This window comes from Arcobacter aquimarinus (assembly GCF_013177635.1).
In the GTDB taxonomy this organism is placed as follows: domain Bacteria; phylum Campylobacterota; class Campylobacteria; order Campylobacterales; family Arcobacteraceae; genus Aliarcobacter; species Aliarcobacter aquimarinus.
The window spans coordinates 2,245,300-2,270,427 of the sequence record NZ_CP030944.1 but is presented as its reverse complement, the minus strand read 5'-3'; the positions used below and the strand labels follow the sequence as shown (position 1 = coordinate 2,270,427).

Annotated in this window: 24 protein-coding genes; 19 read left to right on the top strand and 5 right to left on the bottom strand. The window is 27.5% G+C overall.

Annotation, left to right across the window (positions count from 1 at the left end):
- The first annotated feature begins 54 nt into the window (after positions 1-54).
- The 9 genes from gap (at position 55) to AAQM_RS11410 (ending at position 10,482) form a co-directional block, all read left to right on the top strand.
- Entirely contained in the window at positions 55-1,050 is a 996-nt protein-coding gene (gene gap / locus AAQM_RS11450; RefSeq protein WP_129094666.1) for a type I glyceraldehyde-3-phosphate dehydrogenase, read from the top strand.
- Positions 1,051-1,065: 15 nt separating this feature from the next.
- Positions 1,066-2,268: a phosphoglycerate kinase gene (locus AAQM_RS11445; RefSeq protein ID WP_129094667.1), complete on the top strand. Its 1,203-nt coding sequence runs from the start codon at positions 1,066-1,068 to the stop codon at positions 2,266-2,268.
- Positions 2,268-2,978 carry a triose-phosphate isomerase gene (locus tag AAQM_RS11440; RefSeq protein WP_129094668.1) on the top strand — a complete coding sequence of 237 codons (711 nt, stop codon included), beginning with the start codon at positions 2,268-2,270 and terminating at the stop codon, positions 2,976-2,978. The genes AAQM_RS11445 and AAQM_RS11440 overlap by 1 nt, the downstream gene beginning before the upstream one ends.
- A gap of 1 nt (position 2,979) precedes the next feature.
- Positions 2,980-3,804, top strand: a complete 825-nt coding sequence (gene fabI / locus AAQM_RS11435) for an enoyl-ACP reductase FabI (RefSeq protein WP_129094669.1) — start codon at positions 2,980-2,982, stop codon at positions 3,802-3,804.
- Positions 3,805-4,025: 221 nt separating this feature from the next.
- On the top strand, positions 4,026-5,234 hold the full coding sequence (gene lysA, locus AAQM_RS11430; protein WP_129094670.1) for a diaminopimelate decarboxylase: 1,209 nt from the start codon (positions 4,026-4,028) through the stop codon (positions 5,232-5,234).
- A 9-nt stretch (positions 5,235-5,243) separates the two neighbouring features.
- Positions 5,244-6,323, top strand: a complete 1,080-nt coding sequence (pheA, locus tag AAQM_RS11425; RefSeq protein ID WP_129094671.1) for a chorismate mutase — start codon at positions 5,244-5,246, stop codon at positions 6,321-6,323.
- A gap of 20 nt (positions 6,324-6,343) precedes the next feature.
- The gene (gene hisC / locus AAQM_RS11420; RefSeq protein ID WP_129094672.1) at positions 6,344-7,450 is read left to right on the top strand and encodes a histidinol-phosphate transaminase; all 1,107 of its coding nucleotides are present in this window, start codon (positions 6,344-6,346) and stop codon (positions 7,448-7,450) included.
- Positions 7,451-7,462: 12 nt separating this feature from the next.
- Positions 7,463-9,268, top strand: coding sequence for a 1-deoxy-D-xylulose-5-phosphate synthase (gene dxs, locus AAQM_RS11415; RefSeq protein WP_129094764.1), 1,806 nt, complete (start codon positions 7,463-7,465; stop codon positions 9,266-9,268).
- Between the two features lie 188 nt (positions 9,269-9,456).
- On the top strand, positions 9,457-10,482 hold the full coding sequence (locus AAQM_RS11410) for a cytochrome-c peroxidase (protein ID WP_129094673.1): 1,026 nt from the start codon (positions 9,457-9,459) through the stop codon (positions 10,480-10,482).
- A 27-nt stretch (positions 10,483-10,509) separates the two neighbouring features.
- On the opposite strand, the gene maf is transcribed toward AAQM_RS11410, so the two are convergent.
- Positions 10,510-11,055 carry a septum formation inhibitor Maf gene (gene maf, locus AAQM_RS11405; protein WP_129094674.1) on the bottom strand — a complete coding sequence of 182 codons (546 nt, stop codon included), beginning with the start codon at positions 11,053-11,055 and terminating at the stop codon, positions 10,510-10,512.
- Between the two features lie 126 nt (positions 11,056-11,181).
- On the opposite strand from maf, the gene AAQM_RS11400 reads away from it, so the two are divergent.
- Positions 11,182-12,069: a DMT family transporter gene (locus tag AAQM_RS11400; RefSeq protein ID WP_129094675.1), complete on the top strand. Its 888-nt coding sequence runs from the start codon at positions 11,182-11,184 to the stop codon at positions 12,067-12,069.
- A 3-nt stretch (positions 12,070-12,072) separates the two neighbouring features.
- On the top strand, positions 12,073-13,362 hold the full coding sequence (locus AAQM_RS11395; RefSeq protein ID WP_129094676.1) for a tellurium resistance protein TerC: 1,290 nt from the start codon (positions 12,073-12,075) through the stop codon (positions 13,360-13,362).
- A 131-nt stretch (positions 13,363-13,493) separates the two neighbouring features.
- On the opposite strand, the gene AAQM_RS11390 is transcribed toward AAQM_RS11395, so the two are convergent.
- Together AAQM_RS11390 and AAQM_RS11385 are read right to left on the bottom strand one after the other, a co-directional pair.
- On the bottom strand, positions 13,494-14,141 hold the full coding sequence (locus AAQM_RS11390) for a C40 family peptidase (RefSeq protein ID WP_129094677.1): 648 nt from the start codon (positions 14,139-14,141) through the stop codon (positions 13,494-13,496).
- 18 nt (positions 14,142-14,159) lie between these two features.
- Positions 14,160-14,717: an NlpC/P60 family protein gene (locus AAQM_RS11385; protein ID WP_228722695.1), complete on the bottom strand. Its 558-nt coding sequence runs from the start codon at positions 14,715-14,717 to the stop codon at positions 14,160-14,162.
- A gap of 159 nt (positions 14,718-14,876) precedes the next feature.
- Here AAQM_RS11385 and AAQM_RS11380 point away from each other — a divergent pair, with 159 nt between their 5' ends.
- The 3 genes from AAQM_RS11380 to AAQM_RS11370 are packed head-to-tail and all read left to right on the top strand — an operon-like array spanning position 14,877 to position 17,294.
- Positions 14,877-15,443 (top strand): hypothetical protein, encoded by a 567-nt coding sequence (locus AAQM_RS11380; RefSeq protein ID WP_129094679.1) that lies wholly within the window; start codon positions 14,877-14,879, stop codon positions 15,441-15,443.
- Positions 15,433-16,575, top strand: coding sequence for an MFS transporter (locus AAQM_RS11375; protein WP_129094680.1), 1,143 nt, complete (start codon positions 15,433-15,435; stop codon positions 16,573-16,575). Before AAQM_RS11380 ends, AAQM_RS11375 begins: the two co-directional genes overlap by 11 nt.
- 2 nt (positions 16,576-16,577) lie before the next feature.
- Positions 16,578-17,294: an SIMPL domain-containing protein gene (locus tag AAQM_RS11370; RefSeq protein WP_129094681.1), complete on the top strand. Its 717-nt coding sequence runs from the start codon at positions 16,578-16,580 to the stop codon at positions 17,292-17,294.
- Positions 17,295-17,309: 15 nt separating this feature from the next.
- Here AAQM_RS11370 and AAQM_RS11365 read toward each other — a convergent pair whose 3' ends face one another.
- Together AAQM_RS11365 and alaS are read right to left on the bottom strand one after the other, a co-directional pair.
- Positions 17,310-17,789 (bottom strand): hypothetical protein, encoded by a 480-nt coding sequence (locus AAQM_RS11365; RefSeq protein WP_129094682.1) that lies wholly within the window; start codon positions 17,787-17,789, stop codon positions 17,310-17,312.
- A 10-nt stretch (positions 17,790-17,799) separates the two neighbouring features.
- Positions 17,800-20,355, bottom strand: a complete 2,556-nt coding sequence (gene alaS, locus AAQM_RS11360) for an alanine--tRNA ligase (RefSeq protein WP_129094683.1) — start codon at positions 20,353-20,355, stop codon at positions 17,800-17,802.
- A gap of 188 nt (positions 20,356-20,543) precedes the next feature.
- Between alaS and trxA the strand changes: the two genes are divergently transcribed.
- The 5 genes from trxA (at position 20,544) to mnmL (ending at position 25,116) form a co-directional block, all read left to right on the top strand.
- Positions 20,544-20,861: a thioredoxin gene (gene trxA / locus AAQM_RS11355; protein WP_129012437.1), complete on the top strand. Its 318-nt coding sequence runs from the start codon at positions 20,544-20,546 to the stop codon at positions 20,859-20,861.
- A 213-nt stretch (positions 20,862-21,074) separates the two neighbouring features.
- Positions 21,075-22,004 carry a thioredoxin-disulfide reductase gene (trxB, locus tag AAQM_RS11350; RefSeq protein ID WP_129094684.1) on the top strand — a complete coding sequence of 310 codons (930 nt, stop codon included), beginning with the start codon at positions 21,075-21,077 and terminating at the stop codon, positions 22,002-22,004.
- A gap of 14 nt (positions 22,005-22,018) precedes the next feature.
- Entirely contained in the window at positions 22,019-22,792 is a 774-nt protein-coding gene (gene dapB, locus AAQM_RS11345) for a 4-hydroxy-tetrahydrodipicolinate reductase (RefSeq protein ID WP_129094685.1), read from the top strand.
- 12 nt (positions 22,793-22,804) lie between these two features.
- Positions 22,805-24,154, top strand: coding sequence for an amidophosphoribosyltransferase (gene purF, locus AAQM_RS11340; RefSeq protein ID WP_129094686.1), 1,350 nt, complete (start codon positions 22,805-22,807; stop codon positions 24,152-24,154).
- On the top strand, positions 24,154-25,116 hold the full coding sequence (gene mnmL / locus AAQM_RS11335) for a tRNA modification radical SAM protein MnmL/YtqA (protein ID WP_129094687.1): 963 nt from the start codon (positions 24,154-24,156) through the stop codon (positions 25,114-25,116). The genes purF and mnmL overlap by 1 nt, the downstream gene beginning before the upstream one ends.
- Positions 25,117-25,128: the final 12 nt, after the last annotated feature.

Below are 25,128 nucleotides of genomic sequence, written 5' to 3'. Positions count from 1 at the left end.
TAGCAATTTTTCGATAAAATATCTACAATTTAGATTTATACAAAAGGGAATATAATGGCTGTTAAAGTTGCAATTAATGGTTTGGGAAGAATAGGAAGATGTGTAGCTAGAATTATAGCTGATAGAAATGATGTAGAATTAGTTGCTGTAAATGCTAGTGGTAGTGAAGAAATGATTCAATATAATCTTAAGTATGATACTGTTCATGGAACTAGAAATGATGTAAAAGTTAAAGAAGGATATATTTATATTGGTAAAGATAAAGCTAAACTTTTAAATGAGAGAGAGCCATCAAAATTAGATTTTGCTACATATGGAGCACAAGTTGTTTTAGAGTGTACAGGAGCATTCTTAACAAAAGAATCTGTGCAAGCCTATATAGATAATGGTGTAAAAAAAGTAGTTATGAGTGCACCTGCAAAAGATGACACACCAACTTTTGTAATTGGAGCTAATGAGGATAAATATGCAGGAGAAACAATAGTTTCAAATGCTTCTTGTACTACAAATGGATTAGCACCAGTTGCTCGTGTATTAGATGATGTTTTTGGAATAGAAAAAGGTTTAATGACTACTATTCACGCTTATACAAGTTCTCAACCTATTTTAGATGCTAAAGATAAAAAAGATGCAAGAAAAGGAAGAGCTGGAGCTATGAACCTTACTCCTGCAAGTACAGGTGCTGCAAAAGCTATTGGAAAAGTTATGCCTCATTTAAATGGTAAATTAAATGGTCAAGCAATAAGAGTTCCAACTGCTGATGTTTCTTTGGTTGATTTAACTGTAACATTAAAAAAAGAAGTAACTTTAGAAGAAGTTTGCACAGCATTCAAAGAAGCAGCAAATGGTAATTTAAAAGGAATTTTAGGTATTGATGATGAGTATAGAGTAAGTAGTGATTTTATAGGAGAAACATTATCAACAGTTGTACCTTTAGACACTATTCAAGTAATTGACAAAAATATGGTAAAAGTTCTTTCTTGGTATGATAATGAGTGGGGATACTCAACAAGATTGGTAGATTTAGGTGTTTTAGTAGCAACTAAATAATATAAAGGAAAATAAGTGAAACTACAAGAGATTAAAAATATTGATATAGCTGGAAAAAAAGTATTTATAAGATGTGATTTTAATGTTCCAATGGATGAATACAATAATATTACTGATGATAGAAGAATTAGAAGTGCTTTAAATACTATAAGATATTGTATTGATAATGACTGTTCTGTTATATTAGCTTCTCATTTTGGAAGACCAAAGGGTGGATTTGAAGAAAAATATTCTTTAGCTCCTATTGCAAAAAGATTACATATTCTTTTAAAACAAGATATTAAAATGGCTCCAAATGTTGTTTGCGATGAAACATTAAACATGGCAAAAGATTTGAAAGCTGGTGAAATTTTACTTTTAGAAAATATGAGATTTGAAGCTGGTGAAACTAAAAATGATGAAGAGTTATGTGCAAAATTAGCTTCAATGGCTGAAGTTTATATCAATGATGCTTTTGGAGTTTCACATAGAGCTCATGCTTCTGTAGAAGGTATTTCTAAACATTTTGATTTAGAGCATAAAGCTGCTGGATTTTTGATGGCAAAAGAGATTAAATTTTTTCATCATATAATTCATAATCCAAAAAGACCTTTTGTTGCTATTGTTGGTGGTTCAAAGGTATCTGGAAAATTAGAAGCTCTTTATAATCTTGTACCAAAAGTTGATAAAATAATTATTGGTGGAGGAATGGCATTTACATTTTTAAAAGCTTTAGGTCATGAAATAGGAAAATCTTTAGTTGAAGAGGACTTAATTCCTGAAGCTATTAAAATTATGGAAGAAGCGAAAGAGTTGGGAGTTAAATTATATTTACCTGTTGATATAGTTGCTGCTGAAGCTTTTGATGCAGAAGCAAATGCAAAAATTGTTACGATTCAAGAGATGCCAAAAAGTTGGATGGGATTAGATATTGGACCTGCATCAGCTTTATTATTTAATGAAGCTTTAGCAGATGCAAATACTATTTTATGGAATGGACCAATGGGTGTTTATGAAATGGATAGATTTGCAAAAGGAAGTACAAAAGTTTCTCATGCTGTTGCAAGCTCTTATGCAACAACAGTAGTTGGTGGTGGAGATACTGCTGATCTTGTAAGAATTACAGGTGATGAAGAAGATATGACATTTATTTCTACAGGTGGAGGAGCTTCTTTAGAGTTAATTGAAGGAAAAGTATTACCTGGTGTAAAAGCATTAGTTATAGAGGAAGATAACTAATGGCAATTATTGCTAGTAATTTCAAAACAAATCACACAAGAAAATCAACTTCTTTATTTGTAAATGAAGTAAATGATTATTTGAAAAAAAGTGGTATAAAAAATGAAGTTTATGTTTTCCCTACAGCAACTTCTCTTGACACTTTTCAAACAGTTTCTAATTTTACTATTGGAGTACAAAATGCTTATGCAACAGCAAGTGGCTCATTTACAGGTGAAATAGGAACTTCTCAACTTGATGAATTTGAAATTAAAACGATATTAATAGGTCATAGTGAAAGAAGACATATTTTAGGTGAATCACAAGAAGAAATAACTAAAAAATATGAATTTTATAAAAATCTCGGATACAAAATAATCTATTGTATAGGTGAACCTTTAGAGGTAAAAAATCAAGGAATAGAAAAAACTTTAGAGTATATTTATGAACAGTTTGTTGGAATTGATATAAATTATGAAAATTTGATTTTAGCATATGAACCAGTTTGGGCAATTGGCACAGGTGTAACTGCTACTAATCAAGATATAAAAAATGTTCATAATGCTATAAAAGTAAAAATTTCTAAACCACTTTTATATGGTGGAAGTGTTAAAGTAGAAAATGTAAGAGAAATTTGTCAAATTCAAAATGTTGACGGTGCATTAATAGGAACAGCTTCTTGGAAAGTTGAAGATTTTATACAAATTTTAGAAAATACAAAGGATTTATAGGATGTTTATGAAAGGTAAAAAAGGTGTAATTTTAGGAGTAGCAAATGATAAATCAATTGCTTACGGTATAGCAAAAGCATGTGCTGCACAAGGTGCACAAATAGCTTTTACATATTTAAATGATTCTTTGAAAAAAAGAGTTGTTCCAATTGCCACTGAATTTGGAAGTGAAAATTTAGTATATCCTTGCGATGTTTCTAATCCAGAAGAAGTAAAAGCATTAAAAGAGTCTTTAGAAAAAGATTTAGGACAAATAGATTTTATCGTACATTCAATAGCATTTGCTCCAAAAGAGGGATTAAGTGGTAGATTTTATGATATTTCAAAAGAAGCATTTGATATTGCTATGGATATTTCTGTTTATTCATTGATTGAAATAACAAGAGAATTAAAGCCTTTATTATCAAATAATTCTTCAATATTAACTCTATCATATTATGGTGGAGTTAAATATATACCTAATTATAATTTAATGGGTGTTGCAAAAGCTGCTTTAGAAATGACAACTAAATATCTAGCTGAAGATTTAGGAAGAGATGGGATTAGAGTAAATGCAATTAGTGCAGGTCCTATTAAAACTTTAGCAGCAGCGGGAATTAGTGACTTTAGATTTATGCTTAAATGGAATGAAGCACATTCTCCGTTAAAGAAAAATGTAACAATTGATGAAGTTGGAAATTCAGGAATGTATTTACTTTCAGATTTAAGTAGTGCAGTTACAGGTGAAATTCATTATGTTGATAGTGGATTTAATATTATGGGTATGCCAGCAGTTAAATTTGATGAAGAGGGTAAACCAACTATTGCTTGGAATGGAGAAAAATAGTCAATAAGCGTAAGCTTTTGGCGAATTTCTGCGTTGAAGGAGAAATTTTAAATATTCACTTACATTTGTAAGCTCCTATTTAAAATTTTTTTTCCGCCTTGAACTTCACTCAAAATCTCACACTTTTTGACTGTTTTTTAAGAGATTAGAATTAATAAAATTTTACTTTTAAATTTAATGAAATTTTAAATTAAAATTTTAAATATAGGATAATTACAATAATGAATATAAATTTTAAAGAGTTAGCTAATAAATACCAAACACCTTATTATGTTTATGATTTTGACCACATTACAAATCAATATGAAGAGTTAAAAGGTGCATTTAGAGCAAGAAAATCTTTGATTGCTTATGCTGTTAAAGCAAATTCAAATTTAAGTGTTATTAAACATTTGGCAAATCTTGGAGCTGGAGCTGATTGCGTTTCTATTGGAGAAGTTAAACGTGCTTTAAAAGTTGGAATTCCTGCATATAAAATTATTTTTTCAGGTGTTGGAAAAATTGATGATGAAATAAGACAAGCTTTGGAATTAGATATTTTAATGATTAATGTTGAAAGTGATGCTGAATTACAAAGAGTTGAAATTATTGCTAAAGAATTAGGAAAAGTTGCAAGAATTTCTATTAGAGTTAATCCAAATATTGACCCAAAAACACATCCATATATTTCTACAGGACTTCATGAAAATAAATTTGGAGTTGATATTGATACAGCAAAAAGAATGTATATTCAATGTAAAAACTCTGAAAATCTTGACCCAGTTGGAATTCATTGTCATATTGGTTCACAGTTAACACAACTACAGCCAATTAAAGAATCAGTAAAAATTATTGCAGATTTAGTAAGAAATTTAAAAGCAATAAAAATTGAACTTTCATTTATGGATATCGGTGGAGGATTAGGTATTGTTTATAAAGATGAAACTTTGATTGATACAAATGAATATGCACAATCTGTTTTGGAAACAATGTTTGGATTAGATATAACTGTAGTTTGTGAGCCAGGAAGATTTATGGTTGGTAATGCTGGAACATTTGTAACAAAAGTTTTATATGAAAAAGTAAATGGAAATAAAAGATTTGTTATTGTTGATGGTGCCATGAATGATTTAATTAGACCATCATTATATAATGCTTATCATAGAATTGAAGTTTTAAATGATAATAAAGAATTCTCTGATTGTAATCTTGTAGGTCCTGTTTGTGAAAGTGGAGACTTTTTTGCAAAAAATATTGAATTGCCAAAAACTGAACATAATGATTTAGTTGCAATTTACAGTGCAGGTGCTTATGGTTTTACAATGGCAAGTAACTATAACACAAGAGGTAAAGTTGCAGAGATAGCTATTGAAAATGGTAAAGACAGATTAATTAGAAGAAGAGAGACTTTTGAAGATATTATTGCTTTAGAAGAAGAGTTTATAAAATAAGGCTTGTTAATGAATAACGAAGATGGATTATTAGAACTAAGAAATCAATTAGATTCAATAGATAATGAACTTTTGGATTTAATAAATCAAAGAATGAGGGTTGTTCACAAGGTAGGTGCTTTAAAAGCAAAAAGCGGAGGAGCAATCTACAGACCTGAAAGAGAAAAAGCTATTATTGATAGATTAGAAGAAATCAATAAACAAAAAAATGGTTTATTAAATAGAAGTGCAATAGAAGCTTTATTTTTAGAAATATTTGCTATTTCAAGAAATTTAGAGTTACCTGAAAATATTGGTTATTTAGGACCTGAAGGAAGTTTTACTCATCAAGCTGCGGAAGCTAGATTTGGAGCGATGAGTTCATATATTGCAATTAGTTCTATAAAAGGTGTTTTTAGAGAAGTACATACAAAAAAAGTAAAATTTGGTGTAGTTCCAATTGAAAATTCATCAAATGGAATAGTAACAGATACAATCAATTGTTTAAGTAATTATAATTTAAAAATTATTGCAGAAGTTGTTCTTGATATTCATCATACACTATCTACAAAATGTGATAAAGTAAGTGACATAAAAAAGATATATTCAAAAGATATTGCATTTGAACAATGTAGAAGATTTTTGACAAATTTTGGTTTGGATGAAGTAGAACTTATTCCAATAGAATCAACAACAAAAGCTGCAAAAATTGCAGCAAATGAAGAGGGAAGTGCAGCTATTTGTCCTCATGTTGGAGCAAAATTACATAATCTTCCAATTTTATTTGAAAATATAGAAGATAAAGATAACAATAAAACAAGATTTTTTATAATTAGTGATTTTGAAAATGCACCAAGTGGAAATGATAAGACTTCAATATTGGTAAAATTCCCTGATAGGCAAGGTATTTTAGTAGAATTTTTAACAGATTTTAATAAAGCCGGAATTAATCTTACTAAAATAAAATCTCATATTGTTGAAGGAAATTCGATATTTTTTATTGACTTTGATGGTCATAAAGACGATGAAAATGTTAAAAAAGTCCTACAAAAACACACAAATAGTGTTAAAGTTTTAGGATCATATGTAAAAGAAATTAATGATATTTAATATAAAAATAGGAAAAGTAAATGCAATTTAATCAAGTATTAGAAAATGTTACAACTTATGAAGCGGGAAAACCTATTGAATTGGTTGTGAGAGAGTATGGAGTAAATCCAAAAGATGTTATAAAATTGGCTTCAAATGAAAATCCTTATGGAACAAGTCCAAAAGTTATTGAAAAGATTCAAGAATTAGCTAAAAATATGTTTGTTTATCCTGATGATTCAATGTATGAATTAAAAGAAGCATTGGCAAAAAAATTTGATGTGACAAATAAACATGTGATTGTTGGTTCAGGAAGTGATCAAATTTTAGAGTATTGCGTACATGCAAAATGTGAAAAAGATTCTAAAATTTTAATGGCAAAAACTACTTTTGCAATGTATGAAATTTATGGAAAACAAACAGGTGCCAAAATTATTAAAACTGATGATGATCAACATAATTTAGAACAATTTTCAAAGCTTTATAAAGAACATGGTGCAGATGTTATCTTTTTATGTTTACCTAATAATCCATTAGGTGAATGTTTAGACAAAGATGATGTTTATGCATTTTTAGAAACAGTTGATAAAGAAACTTTAGTTGTTGTTGATGGGGCTTATCAAGAGTATGCTTCTTTTAAAGATGAGAAAAAAAGAATTGTTGCAAAAGATTTAATAGCAAATTTCCCAAATGCAATATATTTAGGAACTTTTTCAAAAGCTTATGCTCTTGGAGGAATGAGAGTTGGATATGGTATTGCTCAACCTGAAATTATTAATACATTATATAAACTAAGAGCTCCTTTTAATATAACAACTTTAACTTTAGCAGCAGCTATTGAAGCATTAAAAGATGAAGAATTTGTGAATACTTGTATTGCTAAAAACTTTGAAGAGATGAAAAGATATGAAGAGTATGCAATAAGTAAAGGATTTGAATATATTCCATCTTATACAAATTTTATTACTATTAAATTTGGTGATAAATTTGTATCAAAAACAGTTGCACAAAAACTTCTTGAAAGAGGAGTAATTGTAAGAGACTTAACAGGTTACGGTCAAAATGCAATTAGAATTACAATTGGAAGAAATGAACAAAATACAAAAGTATTTGAACAATTAGATGAAGTATTACAAAATTTAAAATAAAGTTTGAAAAAAATGGATATAAAAGATAAATCATTAAAAGAGTTAGAAACACTATCACAAGAGATAAGAGATAGGATTATTGATGTGGTATCAAGGAAGGGAGGGCATTTTTCTTCTACCCTTGGGGCTGTTGAGTTAACTCTAGGAATGCATTATGTATTTGATGCTTATAGTGATCCTTTTATATTTGATGTTTCTCATCAATGCTATCCTCACAAACTCTTAACAGGAAGATGGGAAGAGTTTGAAACTATAAGACAATTTGGAGGACTTAGTGGTTTTACGAAACCAAAAGAGAGTCCTGCTGATTATTTTGTTGCAGGTCATAGTTCAACATCAATTTCATTAGCCGTAGGTGCTGCAAAAGCTATAGAATTAAAAAAAGAAAATAGAGTTCCGATTGTTATGATTGGAGATGGTTCAATGACGGCAGGTATGGTTTATGAAGCACTAAATGAATTAGGTGATTTAAAACTTCCCGTTGTTATTATTTTAAATGACAATGAAATGTCTATTGCGAAACCAATAGGTGCTATTTCTAAATATCTTTCTAAATTACTTGCTGGAAAATATTATCAAGGTTTTAAGACAAAAGTTGATAAGTTCATTAAAAAAAATATGCCGGAAGGAACAACATATATAGCAAAAAGAATGGAAGAAGCTATGAAACTTATAACTCCTGGAATTTTATTTGAAGAGATGGGAATAGATTATATAGGTCCTATTGATGGACATGATATAGCTGAAATTATTGATACATTACAAATTGCTAAAGCTATGGGAAAACCCGTAATTGTTCATGCAAGAACTGTAAAAGGGAAAGGCTATAAAATAGCTGAAGGTCAACATGAACACTGGCATGGAGTAGGACCATTTAATGTAGAAGATGGAGCTTTTGTAAAAAAAGCTACACCAAAAGCTGCAACAGCTGTTTTTGCTGATGCTTTATGTGAATTAGCACAAAAATATGACAATATTGTAGGTGTAACAGCTGCTATGCCAAGTGGCACAGGAATAAATAAATTAATAGATAAATATCCTAATAGATTTTGGGATGTGGCAATTGCTGAACAACATGCTATTACTTCAATGGCAGCTATGGCAAAAGAGGGATTTAAACCTTATATTACTATTTATTCTACTTTTTTACAAAGAGGATTTGACCAAATAATTCATGATGTTTGTTTAATGAATTTACCAGTTGTTTTTGCAATGGATAGGGCAGGAATTGTTGGAAATGATGGCGAAACACATCAGGGAGCTTTTGATGTTTCTTATTTAAGATTTATTCCTAATATGATTTTATTTGCTCCACGTGATAATAAAACTTTAGAATTAGGGTTAGAATTTGCTTATACATTAACTAGTCCAAGTGCAATTAGATATCCACGAGGAGCATTTAAAGATTTAATTTATACTCCAACTCAATTTGAATTAGGGAAAGCTGAAATACTAAAAGTTGGAAATTCTAATAAATTATTTATTGGATATGGTGCAGGTGTTTCAAGAGCTATTGATACAGAAATTTTACATAAAGATAATATTACAGTTTTAGATTTGAGATTTGTAAAACCAATTGATAAGCAGATGTTAATTAACTTATCTCAAAAGTATGATACTTGGTATGTATTTAGTGATTCACAAAAACAAGCTGGAGTGGCTAGTGCTATTTTAGAAGTTTTAAATGAAGAAAAAATATTTAATATACAAATAATATCTTTTGAATATACTGATTCATTTATAGAACATGGTGATACAAAAGATATAGAAAAATATCTTGAAATTCTACCTGAACAATTAGTTAATAAGATAAAATAATCTTTTAAAAACTATAAACAAGATAAAAAATATCTTGTTTAAATTCATAAAAATCCCTTTAAATAGGAGTTTTTTTATCTTGTATTATAAGATATATTTATAATAAAAATTCAAAAAATGTATAAAATTAATTTTCATTTAATAAAATTTATCCTATAGTTAATATTATTTAATTAGAAGGAGATAATATGAAATTAGTTACATCTTTAGCTGTATGTCTTTTAGGAGCAAGTTCATTATTTGCAGATAGTTCTTTGTTAACAAAAGCAAAAAAAAGTGGGTTAGAAGCAATTCCTGCAACAAAAACAGAAATAATGAAGTTAATTGATGATAAAAATGATCCTATTACAGATGCAAAAGTTGAATTAGGAAAAAAGTTATATTTTGATCCAAGACTTTCAAAAAGTAATCTTATTTCGTGTAATACATGTCATAATTTAGCTTTAGGTGGAGCTGATGGTGTTCCTGCTGCTATTGGTCATGGTTGGACAGCAAATCCTCATCATTTAAATTCACCAACTGTATATAATTCAGTGTTTTTTAAAGCTCAATTTTGGGATGGAAGAAGTCCTCATTTAGCTGATCAAGCACAAGGTCCAGTTCAAGCAGGTCCTGAAATGGCAGCACCAGCTCCATTAGTTGAGCAAAGAATAAACTCAATTCCTACATATGTTGAAGAGTTTAAAGGTGCTTATGGAAAAGATGTAAAAATAGATTTTGAAAAAATTACTGCAACAATAGCAACTTTTGAAAAAACATTGGTAACTCCATCAAGATTCGACGATTATTTAAACGGAAATGAAAAAGCTTTAAGTGATGAAGAGAAAAAAGGTTTAAATAAATTTATAGATAAAGGTTGTACATCTTGTCATAATGGTATTGCATTAGGTGGAACTATGCAACCATTCCAAGTAGCAGCTCAATATAAATTTACAAATGTTGGTGATTTTAAAGGAGATTCTAATGGTATGGTTAAAACACCAACTTTAAGAAATATTACTGAAACAGCTCCATATTTCCATAATGGACAAATTTGGTCATTAAATGAAGCAGTTAAAGAAATGGGTTCTGTACAATTAGGAATTCAAATTTCAGATGCTGATGCTGCTGAAATAGTTACATTCTTAAAAGCATTAAAAGGAACTAAACCAGAAATTGTTTATCCACAATTACCAGAATCTACAATAGAGACTGAAAAACCATCTTTTGATTAATATTTAAGAGGAATTATTCCTCTTAAATTACATAAATACTTTTAATTTTTCAACACATAAACCCATTGCAGTACTTTCATAGCCTATGACTTTTTTAATATATGGTTTACAAAAACCTTCAACCATAATAGCTCCAGCTTTTCCAAAACATTCACCAGAGTTTAGATATTCATTTATATGATTTTTATTAAAGTTTGTAAATTCATAAGAAGTAATAGAAATATCTATAATTTCTTTAAATTTTGATTTATAAATCATACAAGTTATAACTGAAGTTTTATTCCCACTTTGAAGTTCAAGCATAGCTTTTGCATCATCTAAATCTTTTGCTTTTCTAAGAAGTTTTCCTTTACAAGTTACAACACTATCTGCTACAAGTAAAGGCATATCTTCAACTCCGTATTTATTGTAAAGTTCGTTGAATTTGCCTTTAGTAGCTTCATAACAAAATGATTTTGGATCAATAGTTTTTATTGAATCTTCATCAAAATTTCCACCATTTTGAACAAAATCAATACCAAAGTTTTTTAAAATTAGTGCACGAGTTGGTGAATTTGAACCAAGTCTTAACAAAACAATCCTTTTTTAGTTTAATTATAGATAAATGGATATTTTAATCGCATAAAAATCGTATTAATTACTAAAAAAGTTTCATATTATTTCTTTTATGTATAATACGAAAAAATTTGAAAGTTATTTATGAAATATTATATTCTTTTAGTTTTATGTGTACTTTTTTGGTCTGGAAATTTTGTTTTTGGAAGATTGATTTCAAATGATATTAGCCCAATTGAATTGTCTTTTTATAGATGGTTTTTTGTACTTTTAATTTTATTACCTTTTATTTTAGTTCATTATAAAAATTTATTAATAATATTGAAAAAAGAGTATTTAATTTTATTTGTTTTAGGTGGATTAGGAATTGCTGGATTTAATACATTTTTATATTATGGTTTACAAACAACTACTGCAACAAACGCTTTGTTGATAAATTCAAGTACTCCAATATTTATCATAATTTTTTCTGCAATAATTTTTAAAATTTCTATTAGTAAAATACAACTTTTTGGAGTATTTCTTTCAACAATCGGAGTTTTTTATTTGATTTTAAAAGGTGAAATAGAGCATATCTTTGAATTGCATTTTACGATTGGAGATTTATGGATAATAGCTGCATGTATAGATTGGGCTTTATATTCAGTATTATTAAAGTATAAACCAAAAGAATTAAACACCTTTGAGTTTTTTTCTATAACTACATTATTAGGAACATTGATTTTATATTTGGTGTTTATATATCAAGGTTATAATTTAGAATTTACGTTTTTAGAAAATAAAGAGGTATTATATTCATTAATTTATATTGTAATTTTTCCATCTATACTTTCTTTTTATTTTTGGAATAGAGCAACAATTGAAATAGGTGCAAATAAAGCTGGTCAATTTGCACACTTAATGCCAATTTTTGGGGCAATGTTAGCATATATATTTTTAAAAGAAAAAGTTCTTGTTTATCATTTAATAGGAACAATATTTATTGCAGTAGGAATTTATTTATCAATTTTTCTAAAAAGGAATAAAAGTTAATATATGATAATGCTATCTAAACTTTCAGGTATTTTAATATTTTTATCTTTCTTAGTAACTATATTTGCATATTTTTTTCAAAATAATATGATTATTGTTGCTGGAATTTTTACATGGATTGCATTTTTACTTCTTTTTTTTACACTTAAAAATAAAACTCTAATTATTGTACTTTTATTACTTAGTTTTTTAGGATATATAATTGTTTTAGTTAATAATTTTGAAATAAATTTAATTAAAATATTTACAGTTAATCAATATTTATTAGCTCTTTTAATTGGAGTTGGTTTTTTGAGATTAATTGCAATGCCAAAAAAAGATAAAACTTCTAGTTTACCAAAAGGTAAAAAATCTTTTATAAAGACTTATCTTAGTGTACATCTTTTTGGTTCTGTAATTAATCTTTCTTCTTTAATATTAGTAGCAGATAAAATGTATAAAAAAGCACCATTGAGTAAATCTCAAATTATTCTTTTAACTAGGGCATTTTCAAGTGATGCTTACTGGTCCCCATTTTTTGTTGCATTTGCTGCTGCAATTACTTATGCTCCAAAGCTAAATAGTTCTGTAATAGTAATCAATGGAATAATACTTGCTTTTATAGCTTTTATAATAACTTATTACGATGTGATAAAAGAGAAAGCCTATGATATTGAAAACTTTTATGGTTATCCATTATCTTTTAATTCACTTTTTTTACCATTTTTATTAGCTTTATTAGTGCTAATTACTAATAATTATTTCCCAGATTTAAAAGTAATAGTTTTAATTTCATTATTTTCTATAATTATGACTATAATTATTTTGCCTATTAAAAAAGGAATAAAAACTTCATTTAAAACTTTAACAATTCATATTACAGATGAATTACCAAAAATGAAAAGTGAAATCTCACTTTTTTTAGTTGCAGGAATGTTTGGAATAATTATTGGAACTATTTTAATAGGTTTAAATTTTACTCTACCTTTTACAAATTTTGATTGGAAAATTGCTTCTTTACTTCTTTTATCTTTTATTATTTTATCATTTGTTGGAATTCATCCAATAATTACAATTTCAATAATTGGGGATTATTTAAGTGGCGTAAATCATACTTTTTTAGCAGTTACATTTCTGATGGCTTGGTCAACCACTGTTTCAACATCACCATTTTCAGGATTAAATCTTACAATAGTTGCAAGATACGCTTGTAGTGCAAAAGAGATTTTTATGATGAATATATCTTATGCTATAAAGATGTATATAGTTTGTATTATTTGTTTATATATTTTATCAAACTATTTTGATTTATAGAAAATCATATAATTATCATACAATTATTTTATAATTAATGAAATAAATGTAGATGTATAAACATTCATTTGTATCCTTTCTGCTTCCTAAACACAAAAATACATCTACTTTATTTCATCTAATCTAAAGAATTAATTCATAATTCTTCTTGAAGTCCAATAATTCTTTTTATAAAATGGTTTATCCAAACTTGTATATTGAATACCTTTTATAGAAGCATGTAAAAACTTATTATCTCCAACATAAACACCTACGTGTTTATCTGTTTTACTTGTTTTGAAAAAAACTAAATCACCAGGAATTAATTCTGATTTTTTAACTTCAGTACCAACATTTACTTGTGTTATAGTTGTTCTAGGAAGAGAAATATTAAATTTTTCTTTATAAATTTTTTGAGTGAAAGCAGAACAATCAATTCCACTTTTTGAAGTTCCACCCATTTTATATTTTACATTTTTCCATTCATTATAAAAATCAGTAAAAACTTGTGTTTTTTTTGGAAGTTGAGAAGTTAAATTAGAAATATTTTTTTCTTCTTTATTATTTGATAAAACACTTTCATATTGTTTACTTAATAAATAAGAATTAGTATTGAGAGGTTTACTGATAACTTTTTGATTTTTTGTGTCAAATTGTTTCTTATATTCATCATAAGAGAGTATTATTTGTTTTTTATTTAAAGATTCATCTTTTGTTGATTTTTCAGCTAATTGATTATTATGAGAACAAGCAGAAAATAATAATACTGCAGTAGGTATAAAAAATATTTTTTTAATCAAATTAATCTCCTTCTAGTATTAATCAATAATTCTTTGTGCTTTCCAATAGTTCTTTTTGAAATATTCATTTTGTAAATCAGATATAGTAACCCCAATTTTAGTAGAAGCGTGCATAAATTTACCATTATCTATATAAATTCCAACGTGGTTTGTTCTCCCTGTTTTGAAAAAAACTAAATCACCAACTTCTAATTCATTTTTATTTATTTCTTTACCGATTTTAGCTTGAGAAACAGTCGTTCTAGGCATTTCTAAATCAAATTTTTCTTTAAAAGCTTTTTGTATAAATGCAGAGCAATCTATTCCATTTTTATTACTTCCACCTAATTTATATCTAACGCCTTCCCATTGAGAATAAAAATCAAAGAGTTCATTATTTAAAACTTGTTTTTTTGAAGTATAATTTTGATTAGTATATTTTTTGAAGAAATCACTTTTTTGAGTTTTTGAAATTTTTGTATTTTTTTGAATATTTTTGTAAGGAGTATGTTCTAAATTTTTATTTTTGTTGTAAGAGGACATATCAATTACTTCTTCGCTACTTTTATAAGAACAACCTGTAAAAAATAGGCTCATGAAAATAAATACGGTGAATATATTCTTGAAATTCATTTAATATGCCCTTTTTTTGGATTAGTTTTGAAAATAGCTGTCCAATGATATAAAAAAAATAAAAATATGTCAAGTTTTAATTTTAAAGGTATATAATAAGTTATTAATTTTAGGGAAAAAGATATGATTAAACAAACAATTTTTCTAATGTTTATTTTTTTAATAATTGGATGTAATTCAACAAAAAATTTAAATTTGGATAATAAATTACAATTAGTGTTAAATGAAAAAAATAGTACTTTTGATTCATGCACAAATTTTTCTTATATTGGTAAGTCTACAACAAAAGAATTTGGACAAGTATTTGTTGAATACATTAACTTGAATAGTAATTGTAAATGGAATGGATTATCAAGAGGTTTTTTTACAGATTTATTTAAATCTACATTAAAAATAGATTCTTTTAAATTGATAGAGAGAAAAGAGTTTAAAAATTATGAATTTAGTACTTATTTAGTTGATGAAAAATATTTTATGAACATTATTTATATTTATACGGTTTATGAAGATTATTTTATTATTGATTATAATGGAATTTATTCAGATAGATTAATTAAAGAATTTGATGAAGCTTATATAAATTTATATTTAAATAAACCTAGATTTTTTACTAATTATAAAAATAGTTTAGTTCGAATGAATATGTTAAATTCATATTTCAGCAAAGAAAGGGAATATTTTGAAAGGTAATTTATTAATTATTATATATTGTATTATTATTGTTTTATCAGTTATGTATGCAACCCAACCTTTACAGCCTTTATTAGCTAATGAGTTTGGTATATCAATTATTCAAGCTTCACAATTTACAGCAGTTATAATGCTGTTTTTAGCAATTTCACCAATAATTTATGGATATATCTTAGAAAAAGTTTGTGCAAAAAAGATGTTAATACGTGCTTCTTTTATTTTATTAATTACAAATATATTTTTAGGACTTGCTAAATCTTATGAACTATTTTTATTTCTTAGAATTTGTGAGGCTTTAGTGATTCCAGCAATTCTAACTTCACTTATGAGTATTCTTGCAAATATTGATAAAAAAAATATAAAATTTAATATGTCTATTTATGTTGCTGCAACAGTTTTTGGAGGATTAGTAGGGAGAATATTTTCTGGATTTATAGCTACGAATTTTTCTTATGAATATGTATTTTATTCATTATCTGTTGCAATCTTAATATCTTTATTTTTTATTAATAAATTAGATTATGAAGGTGAAGCAACAATGGTAAAACCTAAAATTAAAGATATTTCATTAATTTTAAAAGATAAAAGGTTTGTATTGATTTATTTTATAATGTTTTGTATGTTTTTTGTTTTTGCAGGAGTTTTAAATGTACTACCTTTTAGGGTAAAAGATATTTCTGAATCTTTCTCGGAATTTCAAATATCTTTATTATATTTAGGTTATGGAATGGGAATAATAGTCTCTTTAGGTTCTAAAAGAATTGTTAATTATTTTAAAGGTGAAATAAATACTATTTTTATATTTATAGCTTTTTTCTTATTTATTACCATATTTTTAACAAATGAAGATATTGTTTATCTATTTTTATTATTGTTTTTATTTTGTATAGGAATGTTTACAGTTCATACAGTAAGTACAGGACTTGCAAATTCTATGAAATCATCACAAAAATCACTTACATCTGGAATGTATTTAACTTTTTATTATTTAGGTGGAGCTACAGGTTCATTTTTCCCTTCTATTATATATGAACATTTTGGTTGGAATATTATGCTTTACGGGTTTGTTTTTATATTGTTTATTGTAATATTTTTTATCTATGGAAATAGAAATTTATTTTTAAAGGTTTAAATATGGAAAAATTAGATACAAAATCTTCTTTAATTTTAGGTTTTTCTATTTTTTTAGGATTATCTATTTTAGGGTATTTACTCTCTACAAGTGTGATTAAATACAAAGAGTTTGATAGAACAGTTATTGTAAAAGGTTTGTCTGAAAAAGAAGTTGAAGCAGATATTGTTTTATGGCCTATAAGATTTAGTGTTATTGATAATAGTTTAGATGGCTTAAATAAAAAAGTTGAAAATGATACAACTGAAATTTTGAGTTTTTTAGAAATAAATGGCATAAAGAAAGAGGAAATTACTATAAATTCTCCAGCTATTATTGATAAAATGGCAAATGAATATTCAAATCAAGAAGTTCAAGTTAGATATTTAGCTAATAGAACAATAAATATTTATTCATCAAATGTAAAAAAAGTGAGAGAAATTACTGGTAAATTATTTGAATTATCAAAAAAAGGTATATTATTTAAAATAGATGATTATGACTCTAAAATAGAGTACATTTATACAAAATTAAATGATATTAAACCTTCTATGATAGAAGAAGCAACAAACAATGCAAGAAGTGTAGCACTTAAATTTGCAGAAGATTCAAAAAGTAAACTTGGAAAAATTAAAAAAGCTTCACAAGGTCAATTTGTAATTACAAGCAGAGATAAAAATACTGAATATATTAAAAATGTAAGAATAGTTTCAACTGTTGAATATTATTTGTCAGATTGATTTTATTTAAGAGGATTAAAATCCTCTTAATGTAATTCCTAAAATCACTGCAATAAGTCCTAAAATAATATTTATGGGAATTAGATATTTTGCTAAAGGTGCAAGTTGATTTTTTGCGGTTGTAAAATCGCCATTATCAAAAGCTTTTTGCGCTTTATTTCTTTTTATATAAATAACTATAAATATAATAGTCATAATAGTCCAAATAACTTCTTTAGCTATTACAAATTTATAAAGTTCAGTTTCTTTAAATCCTAAAGATAAAATCATAATAATTGCTGTAATTAAAAGAATAATAATTGAAGGAATAACCATAGAAAAAAATCTTTTTAGATTTTCTAGAGTTCTTCCTAGTTTTATTTTTGGCTCTTCAATATTTTGCATAGAGTAATGAACTGCAAATCTAATTACAATCATTCCTCCAATCCAAATTATTGCTGATAATACATGTAAGAATATGATTAAAGTTGAAAAATTATTAAATAATTCACTCAATTTTCAATCCTTACAAATTTTCTTTTGCATAATTTAATGCTGCAATTTTCGCATCTTCAATTTTTGTTATATCTTTACCACCAGCAGTTGCGAAGTCAGGTCTTCCACCACCTCCACCACCTACGATAGGTGCTATATTTTTAATCCAATCGCCAGCTTTGATATTTGTATTTTTGCTTCCAGCAACTATCATAACTTTGTCATCTTTTGCTTGTAAAAGTAAGATTGCAAGTTTTTCAGTTGCATTTTTCATATCATCAACAATTTTCTTTAAATCGCCATTTTCAACTACTGAAACAACAACTTTTGTATCACCAATTATTTCTTCATTTATTGGAGATGATGTTTGGCTTTGTGCTGTTTCAAGCTCTTTTTTAAGATCTTTAATTTGATCTTTTAATTTTTTAATTCCAGCTATTACATCATTATTTTTAACTTCTGCTTGAATTTCATTCATTTTAGAAATAATTTCTTTTGTATATTTTATAGCAGATGCTCCACAAACAGCCTCTATTCTTCTTACTCCTGCACTTACACCTGATTCTTTTATAATATAAAAACTTCCAATATCAGATGTATTTTTTACGTGAGTTCCTCCACAAAATTCAACAGAAACATCAGAAAAACTTACTACTCTTACAGTATCACCATATTTTTCACCAAACATAGCAATAGCACCTTTATTTTTAGCTTCTTCAATTGGTAATTCTTCTACGTTTCCAGCGATACTTCTTGCAATCATAGTATTTACTAAATCTTCAACTTCTTCAATTTGTTCTGAGCTCATAGCTTTTGGATAAGTAAAGTCAAATCTAAGTCTTGAGGCATCATTTAAAGAACCTGCTTGAGAAACACTCTCTCCTAAAACTATTTTTAGCGCACTTTGAAGTAAATGTGTTGCACTATGATGTTTTGCAACTTCATATCTATTTACAACAACTGCGTCTACATTTTCACCTTGAGATAAAGTAGAATTTTCTACTTTTACTTTTGAAAGATTTAATCCATGAAATTTTGAAGTTTCTTCAATGATTGCAATATGTTTATTATCTTCTAATGCTCCAATATCGCCATTTTGTCCACCACTTGTGGCATAAAATGGTGTTTTATCTAACATAACCCAACCTATTGAGCCTTTTTCTAAAGTAGAAATTTCTTTAAAGTTTTCATCTAAAAGTGCAACGATTTTTGATTTATAAGCAGTATTATCATAACCAACAAATTCATTTAAACCATATTTTTCAATTAATTGCTTGAAGTCACCTTCATTCGAAGCATCTCCACTTCCTTTCCACGCAGCTTTTGCCATGGCTTTCTGTTTATTCATTAGTTCATCAAATTTTATTAAATCAACTTTTAAATTTCTATCTCTTAACATATCTTCTGTTAAATCTAAAGGGAAACCATATGTATCGTATAATTTAAAAGCTATTTCACCTGAAAAAATCTCTTTTGTATTAGCTAATTCTTCATTAAATAAAGACATTCCTAAATCAATAGTTTTGAAAAATCTATCTTCTTCAAGTGTAAGTTGTTCTTTTATAAAATTTTTATTCTCAACAAGTTCAATATAGTGATTACCCATAATATTTATAAGTGTATCAAGAAGTTGAGCCATAAAAGGTTTTCTAAAACCTATTAAATAACCATGTCTTACAGCCCGTCTAAGAATTCTTCTTAAAACATAAGGTCTTCCTTCATTTCCAAATAAAATTCCCTGTGATAACATAAATGATGTAGCTCTTAAATGATCAGCTATTACTCTATATGAACCAATATTTTCTTTTGTTGATTTTTTATTTGCTAATTCTTCAATTTTCTCAATAATTGGTTTGAAATTTGATGAATCAAAGTTATTTAATACACCTTCTTTAATTGCAATAACTCTTTCAAGTCCCATTCCAGTATCAATTGATGGTTTTGGAAGAGGATTCAATTTCCCATCAGCAGTTCTTTCGTATTGCATAAATACCAAGTTCCAAATTTCTAAGAATCTATCTCCATCTCCACCCATTTTGTCTTCAGGAGTGTTAAAATGTTCTTCTCCTTGGTCATAGAAAATTTCACTACAAGGTCCACAAGCACCTGTATCTCCCATAGCCCAAAAATTGTCCTTATCGCCAAATCTCATAATTCTTTCTGGATTAATATATTTTGACCAAATATTAAATGCTTCATCATCATTTTCATGAACTGTAACCCATAATCTTTCGATAGGAAGGGCTAAATTAACTGTTACAAATTCCCAAGCATAAGAGATTGCATCTTCTTTAAAATAGTCTCCAAATGAGAAATTACCTAACATTTCAAATAAAGTATGATGTCTTGCTGTGTATCCAACATTTTCTAAATCATTATGTTTTCCACCAGCTCTTACACATAATTGACAAGAAGTTGCTCTGGGATTTTCAGGTTTTGGGATTGAACCTGTGAAAATATCTTTAAATTGAACCATACCTGCATTTGTAAACATCAATGTAGGATCATCTGGAACTAGTGGCATAGAAGATATAACTTCATGTCCTTTACTTTTAAAAAACTCTAAATATTCTTTTCTGATATCCATAAAATTATCCATTTTAAATTAAATTCTCTTATTTTAACTAAAAAAATATTTAGCCTTGATTAGTAAAAAGTTTAAATAAATGTAAAACTAAATTTAAGTTTTCTAAAGTTATAATAATTTTGTTTAACTGTATTTGATTTATATACAAACACGAAATAATATTAAAACTTAATAATGAAGGATATAAAATGGGAAAATATATTGAATTAACAGCTGCAAATTTTGAAGAAACAACAAAAGAAGGTGTTTCTATGGTAGATTTCTGGGCTCCATGGTGTGGACCTTGTAGAATGATTGCTCCTGTTATTGAAGAGTTAGCTGCAGATTTTGATGGAAAAGCAAAAATTTGTAAAGTTAATACTGATGAAGAGCAAGATTTAGCAGTAAAATATGGAATTAGATCAATTCCAACTATTTTATTTGTTAAAAATGGAGAAGTTGTAGATACTATGGTTGGAGCTTCTTCTAAGCAAGCATTTACAGATAAAATTAATTCTTTATTATAAGAAATTAAAAATTAAATGAAAAGGGAGGGGTTTTGCCCCTCCCTTTTTTTATTTCAATATAATTCAAATTTTAAGATAGATATAAATTATTAAATGATAAAATTTATCCTTAATATTTTAAAGTTTATTAACCTATAACTTACAAATATTTTAGTATCATTTTATTCATAAAATATTATGAACTAAACAATTAAATAAAAATAAGGATTTAATATGTTAGATTTAGCGATTATTGGTGGAGGACCAGCTGGATTAACAGCTGGATTATATGCAACTAGAGGTGGACTTAAAAACGTAGTTATGTTTGAAATGGGAATGCCAGGAGGACAAATTACAGGTTCATCGGAAATAGAAAATTATCCAGGACAAGCAGAAGTTGTTTCAGGTATGGATTTAATGGCTAACTGGCCAGAACAGTGTCAAAGATTTGGATTAAAACATGAAATGGCTCAAGTTGATAATGTTACAAAAACTGGTGATATTTTTAAATTAGTAACATCAGATAAAAAAGAGTATGAAGCAAGAGCAGTTTTAATAGCAACTGGTTCAGTTCCAAAACGTGCTGGATTTAAAGGTGAAAATGAATTTTTTGGTAGAGGAATCTCAACTTGTGCAACTTGTGATGGATTCTTCTATAAAGGGAAAGAAGTAGCTGTAATAGGTGGTGGAGATTCTGCTATTGAAGAAGCTGTTTATTTAGCAAAATTATGTAAAAAAGTTTATTTAGTTCATAGAAGAGATACATATAGAGCTGCTCCATCTACAATTGAACATATGAAACATACAGAAAATATTGAAGAAGTTACAAACGTAATAGTAGAAGAAGTTTTTGGTGATGCTATGGGTGTTACAGGATTAAAAGTAAAACATAAAGATACAGGTGAAATCAGAGATTTACCAACTCCTGGAGTTTTTGTTTTTGTAGGAAGAGATGTATTAAATGCTCCATTAAAACAAGCTGATGGAACTTTCTTATGTGATGTTAATGAATCAGGTGAGGTTATCGTTGATTTAAGAATGAGAACATCAGTTCCAGGTTTATATGCAGCTGGTGATATTAGAATTGATGCTCCAAAACAAGTTGTTTGTGCAGCTGGTGATGGTGCAACAGCGGCTGTTAATATTATTGAATATTTAGGATAAGGAATAGTTTAAAAATGATTAAAATAGGTATTTTAGGTAGTACAGGAAGAGTTGGTTCATTATTAATTGATGATTTAGCTAATGATTCAGAAGCTAAAGTTGGTGCGGTTCATGTTTATGGTAAATTAGTTAAAAATTTACCTACTGATACAGTTGTTACAAATGATATGAAAGTATTATTTGAATCATCAGATGTAATTATTGATTTTTCGGCACCAGCAGCAACGGAAGCACTTCTTACTGAAGTTATAGAAAATGGTGGTAATAAACCTCTTGTAATTGCAACTACTGGATTTAACAAGCATCAACAAAACTTATTGCTTGAAGCTAGTAAGCTTGTACCTATTTTATATGCAACTAATATGAGTTTAGGAGTTGCAGTTTTAAATAAACTTGTAGCATTAGCATCTAAAACTTTACGAGATTTTGATATTGAAATTGTTGAGCAGCATCATAGATATAAAGTTGATTCTCCTTCTGGTACAGCTTTAACATTAGCTGAACATGCAGCAAATGCTAGAGATTTAGATTTAGATGAAGTTAGAATTTCTGGACGTGATGGACAAATTGGTGCTAGAACTAAAGATGAGATTGCTGTAATGGCTTTAAGAGGTGGTGATATTGTTGGACGTCATACAGTTGGTTTATACAATGATGGTGAATTTTTAGAATTAAATCACACAGCAACTGCTAGAAACACTTTTTCAAAAGGTGCAATTAAAGTTGCAAAATGGATAATTGGAAAAGAAGCAAAACTATACTCAATCAATGACGCTTTAGGTCTATAAGGAATAATAAATATGTGCGCAATAGTTGGAATTTACGGTAATGATAATGCAGCAAGGTTAGCTTCAATCGCTTTATTTGCAATGCAACATAGAGGTCAGGAGGCAACAGGTATTTCATCTTCTTGTGATGGAAAAATTTATACAAAAAAAGATAGAGGATTAGTATCTGAAGTATTTACAGAAAAAGCATTAAGTTATCTAAAAGGAAATATGGCAATAGGTCACAATAGATATTCAACTGCTGGTGGAGATTCGATATTAGATGCACAACCGGTTTATGCAAAATATAAATTAGGTGAAATTTCAATTGTACACAATGGAAATTTGATTAATAAAGATGAAGTAAGACAAGAACTAATCGATAAAGGTGCAATTTTTCAAACAGGAATGGATACTGAAAATTTAATTCATCTAATTGCAAAAAATACAAAAGATAGATTAAGAGATAGAATTAAAGAAGCATTAAATAGAACTATTGGTGCATATTGTTTTATTGTTCAAAGTAGAAGTAAGCAGTTTGTTATAAGAGATAGATATGGGATTAGACCTTTGTCTTTAGGAAAATTAAAAAGTGGTGGATATATAGTTGCAAGTGAAACTTGTGCTTTTGATTTAGTTGGAGCTGATTTTATTAGAGATGTAAAACCAGGTGAAATGTTGATTTTTGATGAAAACAGAACAGAACCTGAGTCAATCCAACTTTTTGAAAGTGAATTTAGACCATGTGCTTTTGAATATGTATATTTTGCTAGACCTGATTCTGTTATCGATGGTAAAAATGTTTACAGAACAAGAGAAAATATGGGTAGAGCTTTAGCAGTTAATGATGAAGGGAAAGATTTAAAAGTTGATATGGTTATTCCAGTTCCTGATTCAGGAGTTCCGGCAGCTTTAGGATATGCTGCTCAAAGTGGAATTCCTTTTGAATATGGAATTATTAGAAATCACTATGTTGGAAGAACATTTATTGAACCAACTCAAGAGATGAGAGATTTAAAAGTAAGAATGAAATTAAGTCCTATGAAATCTTTAATTGAAGGAAAATCTTTATTAGTTATTGATGACTCAATAGTAAGAGGAACTACTTCAAAAAGAATCGTAAAAATTCTAAAAGAAGCAGGAGCTAAAGAAGTTCACTTTAGAGTTGCAAGTCCTGAGATAAAATTCCCTTGTTATTATGGAATAGATACACCACATAAAGAAGAATTAATTTCTAATAATATGGATAAAGATGAAGTTTGTAAATATATTGAAGCTGATTCTTTAGAATATTTAAGTGTTGAAGATTTAGTAGATGCAATCGGAAATGATAGAAATTATGCATTAGAAAGTTTTAATGGGGATTATTTCGTAAAAGCATAATGAGTGAATTAAAAAATGTATTAACTATCGGAAGATACTTAAAAAATAAATTTGGAGAAAAGGTTTATAAGGTTCCTGTGTCAATATCTGGATTTACTTGTCCAAATATTGATGGAACAGTTGCTCGTGGTGGCTGTTCTTTCTGTGAAAATGATTCTTTTAGTCCAAATTTACAAGAGAAAAAAACAAAATTCAAATTAAATCCAAGAATAAATAATAATCCATATTTAGAAAATCAATTAAAACAACTTGAATTACAATTTTTAGCTACAAAAAAAAGATTAGAAAATAAATTTGGTGCAAAAAAATTTATAGTTTATTTTCAGTCTTTTACGAATACTTATGCTCCATTTGATACACTAAAAGCACTTTATGAAAAAGCATTAAGTTTTGATAATGTTTTAGGTTTGAGTATTGGAACAAGAACAGATTGTGTTACAGATGAAATTTTAGATTTTTTAGTAGAAAAATCTAAAAATAAAGAAATTTGGGTTGAGTATGGAATACAATCATTTTTTGATGAAACACTTGTAAAAATCAATAGAGGGGATAATGTTTCTAATATGAAATATTGGATACAAAGAACCAAAGAAAAAGGTTTAAATGTATGTGGACATCTAATATATGGTTTGCCAGATGAAAATCAAGAAATGATGCTTGAAACATTTAGACAAACTATAGATTTAAAAGTTGATTCAATAAAATTTCATCCTCTTTATGTAGTAAAAAATACTCTTTTAACAAATGAATTCAAAAAAGGTAAGTTTACACCAATTAGCGAGGAACTTTATATAGATACGGTTGTAAAGTCAATAATTAATTTACCTTCTAATATTTCTGTTCAAAGAATTACAGCAGGAATTGATGATGATACTTTATTATCTCCTAATTGGTGTAGGGATAAGCATACACAGATGAAAAATATTAGATTAGCTTTACAAAAAGAGGGATTTAATTATTAAATAGTTTTAGGA

Bases quoted from the DNA above. Each gene is read 5' to 3' on its own strand.
- AAQM_RS11370 (WP_129094681.1), top strand. From the start codon at position 16,578: ATGGAAAAATTAGATACAAAATCTTCTTTAATTTTAGGTTTTTCTATT.
- hisC (WP_129094672.1), top strand. From the start codon at position 6,344: ATGCAATTTAATCAAGTATTAGAAAATGTTACAACTTATGAAGCGGGA.
- AAQM_RS11395 (WP_129094676.1), top strand. From the start codon at position 12,073: ATGATAATGCTATCTAAACTTTCAGGTATTTTAATATTTTTATCTTTC.
- AAQM_RS11400 (WP_129094675.1), top strand. From the start codon at position 11,182: ATGAAATATTATATTCTTTTAGTTTTATGTGTACTTTTTTGGTCTGGA.
- mnmL (WP_129094687.1), top strand. From the start codon at position 24,154: ATGAGTGAATTAAAAAATGTATTAACTATCGGAAGATACTTAAAAAAT.
- AAQM_RS11440 (WP_129094668.1), top strand. From the start codon at position 2,268: ATGGCAATTATTGCTAGTAATTTCAAAACAAATCACACAAGAAAATCA.
- dapB (WP_129094685.1), top strand. From the start codon at position 22,019: ATGATTAAAATAGGTATTTTAGGTAGTACAGGAAGAGTTGGTTCATTA.
- lysA (WP_129094670.1), top strand. From the start codon at position 4,026: ATGAATATAAATTTTAAAGAGTTAGCTAATAAATACCAAACACCTTAT.
- trxA (WP_129012437.1), top strand. From the start codon at position 20,544: ATGGGAAAATATATTGAATTAACAGCTGCAAATTTTGAAGAAACAACA.
- AAQM_RS11410 (WP_129094673.1), top strand. From the start codon at position 9,457: ATGAAATTAGTTACATCTTTAGCTGTATGTCTTTTAGGAGCAAGTTCA.
- fabI (WP_129094669.1), top strand. From the start codon at position 2,980: ATGTTTATGAAAGGTAAAAAAGGTGTAATTTTAGGAGTAGCAAATGAT.
- AAQM_RS11380 (WP_129094679.1), top strand. From the start codon at position 14,877: ATGATTAAACAAACAATTTTTCTAATGTTTATTTTTTTAATAATTGGA.
- gap (WP_129094666.1), top strand. From the start codon at position 55: ATGGCTGTTAAAGTTGCAATTAATGGTTTGGGAAGAATAGGAAGATGT.
- trxB (WP_129094684.1), top strand. From the start codon at position 21,075: ATGTTAGATTTAGCGATTATTGGTGGAGGACCAGCTGGATTAACAGCT.
- dxs (WP_129094764.1), top strand. From the start codon at position 7,463: ATGGATATAAAAGATAAATCATTAAAAGAGTTAGAAACACTATCACAA.
- alaS (WP_129094683.1), bottom strand. From the start codon at position 20,355: ATGGATATCAGAAAAGAATATTTAGAGTTTTTTAAAAGTAAAGGACAT.
- pheA (WP_129094671.1), top strand. From the start codon at position 5,244: ATGAATAACGAAGATGGATTATTAGAACTAAGAAATCAATTAGATTCA.
- purF (WP_129094686.1), top strand. From the start codon at position 22,805: ATGTGCGCAATAGTTGGAATTTACGGTAATGATAATGCAGCAAGGTTA.
- AAQM_RS11385 (WP_228722695.1), bottom strand. From the start codon at position 14,717: ATGAGCCTATTTTTTACAGGTTGTTCTTATAAAAGTAGCGAAGAAGTA.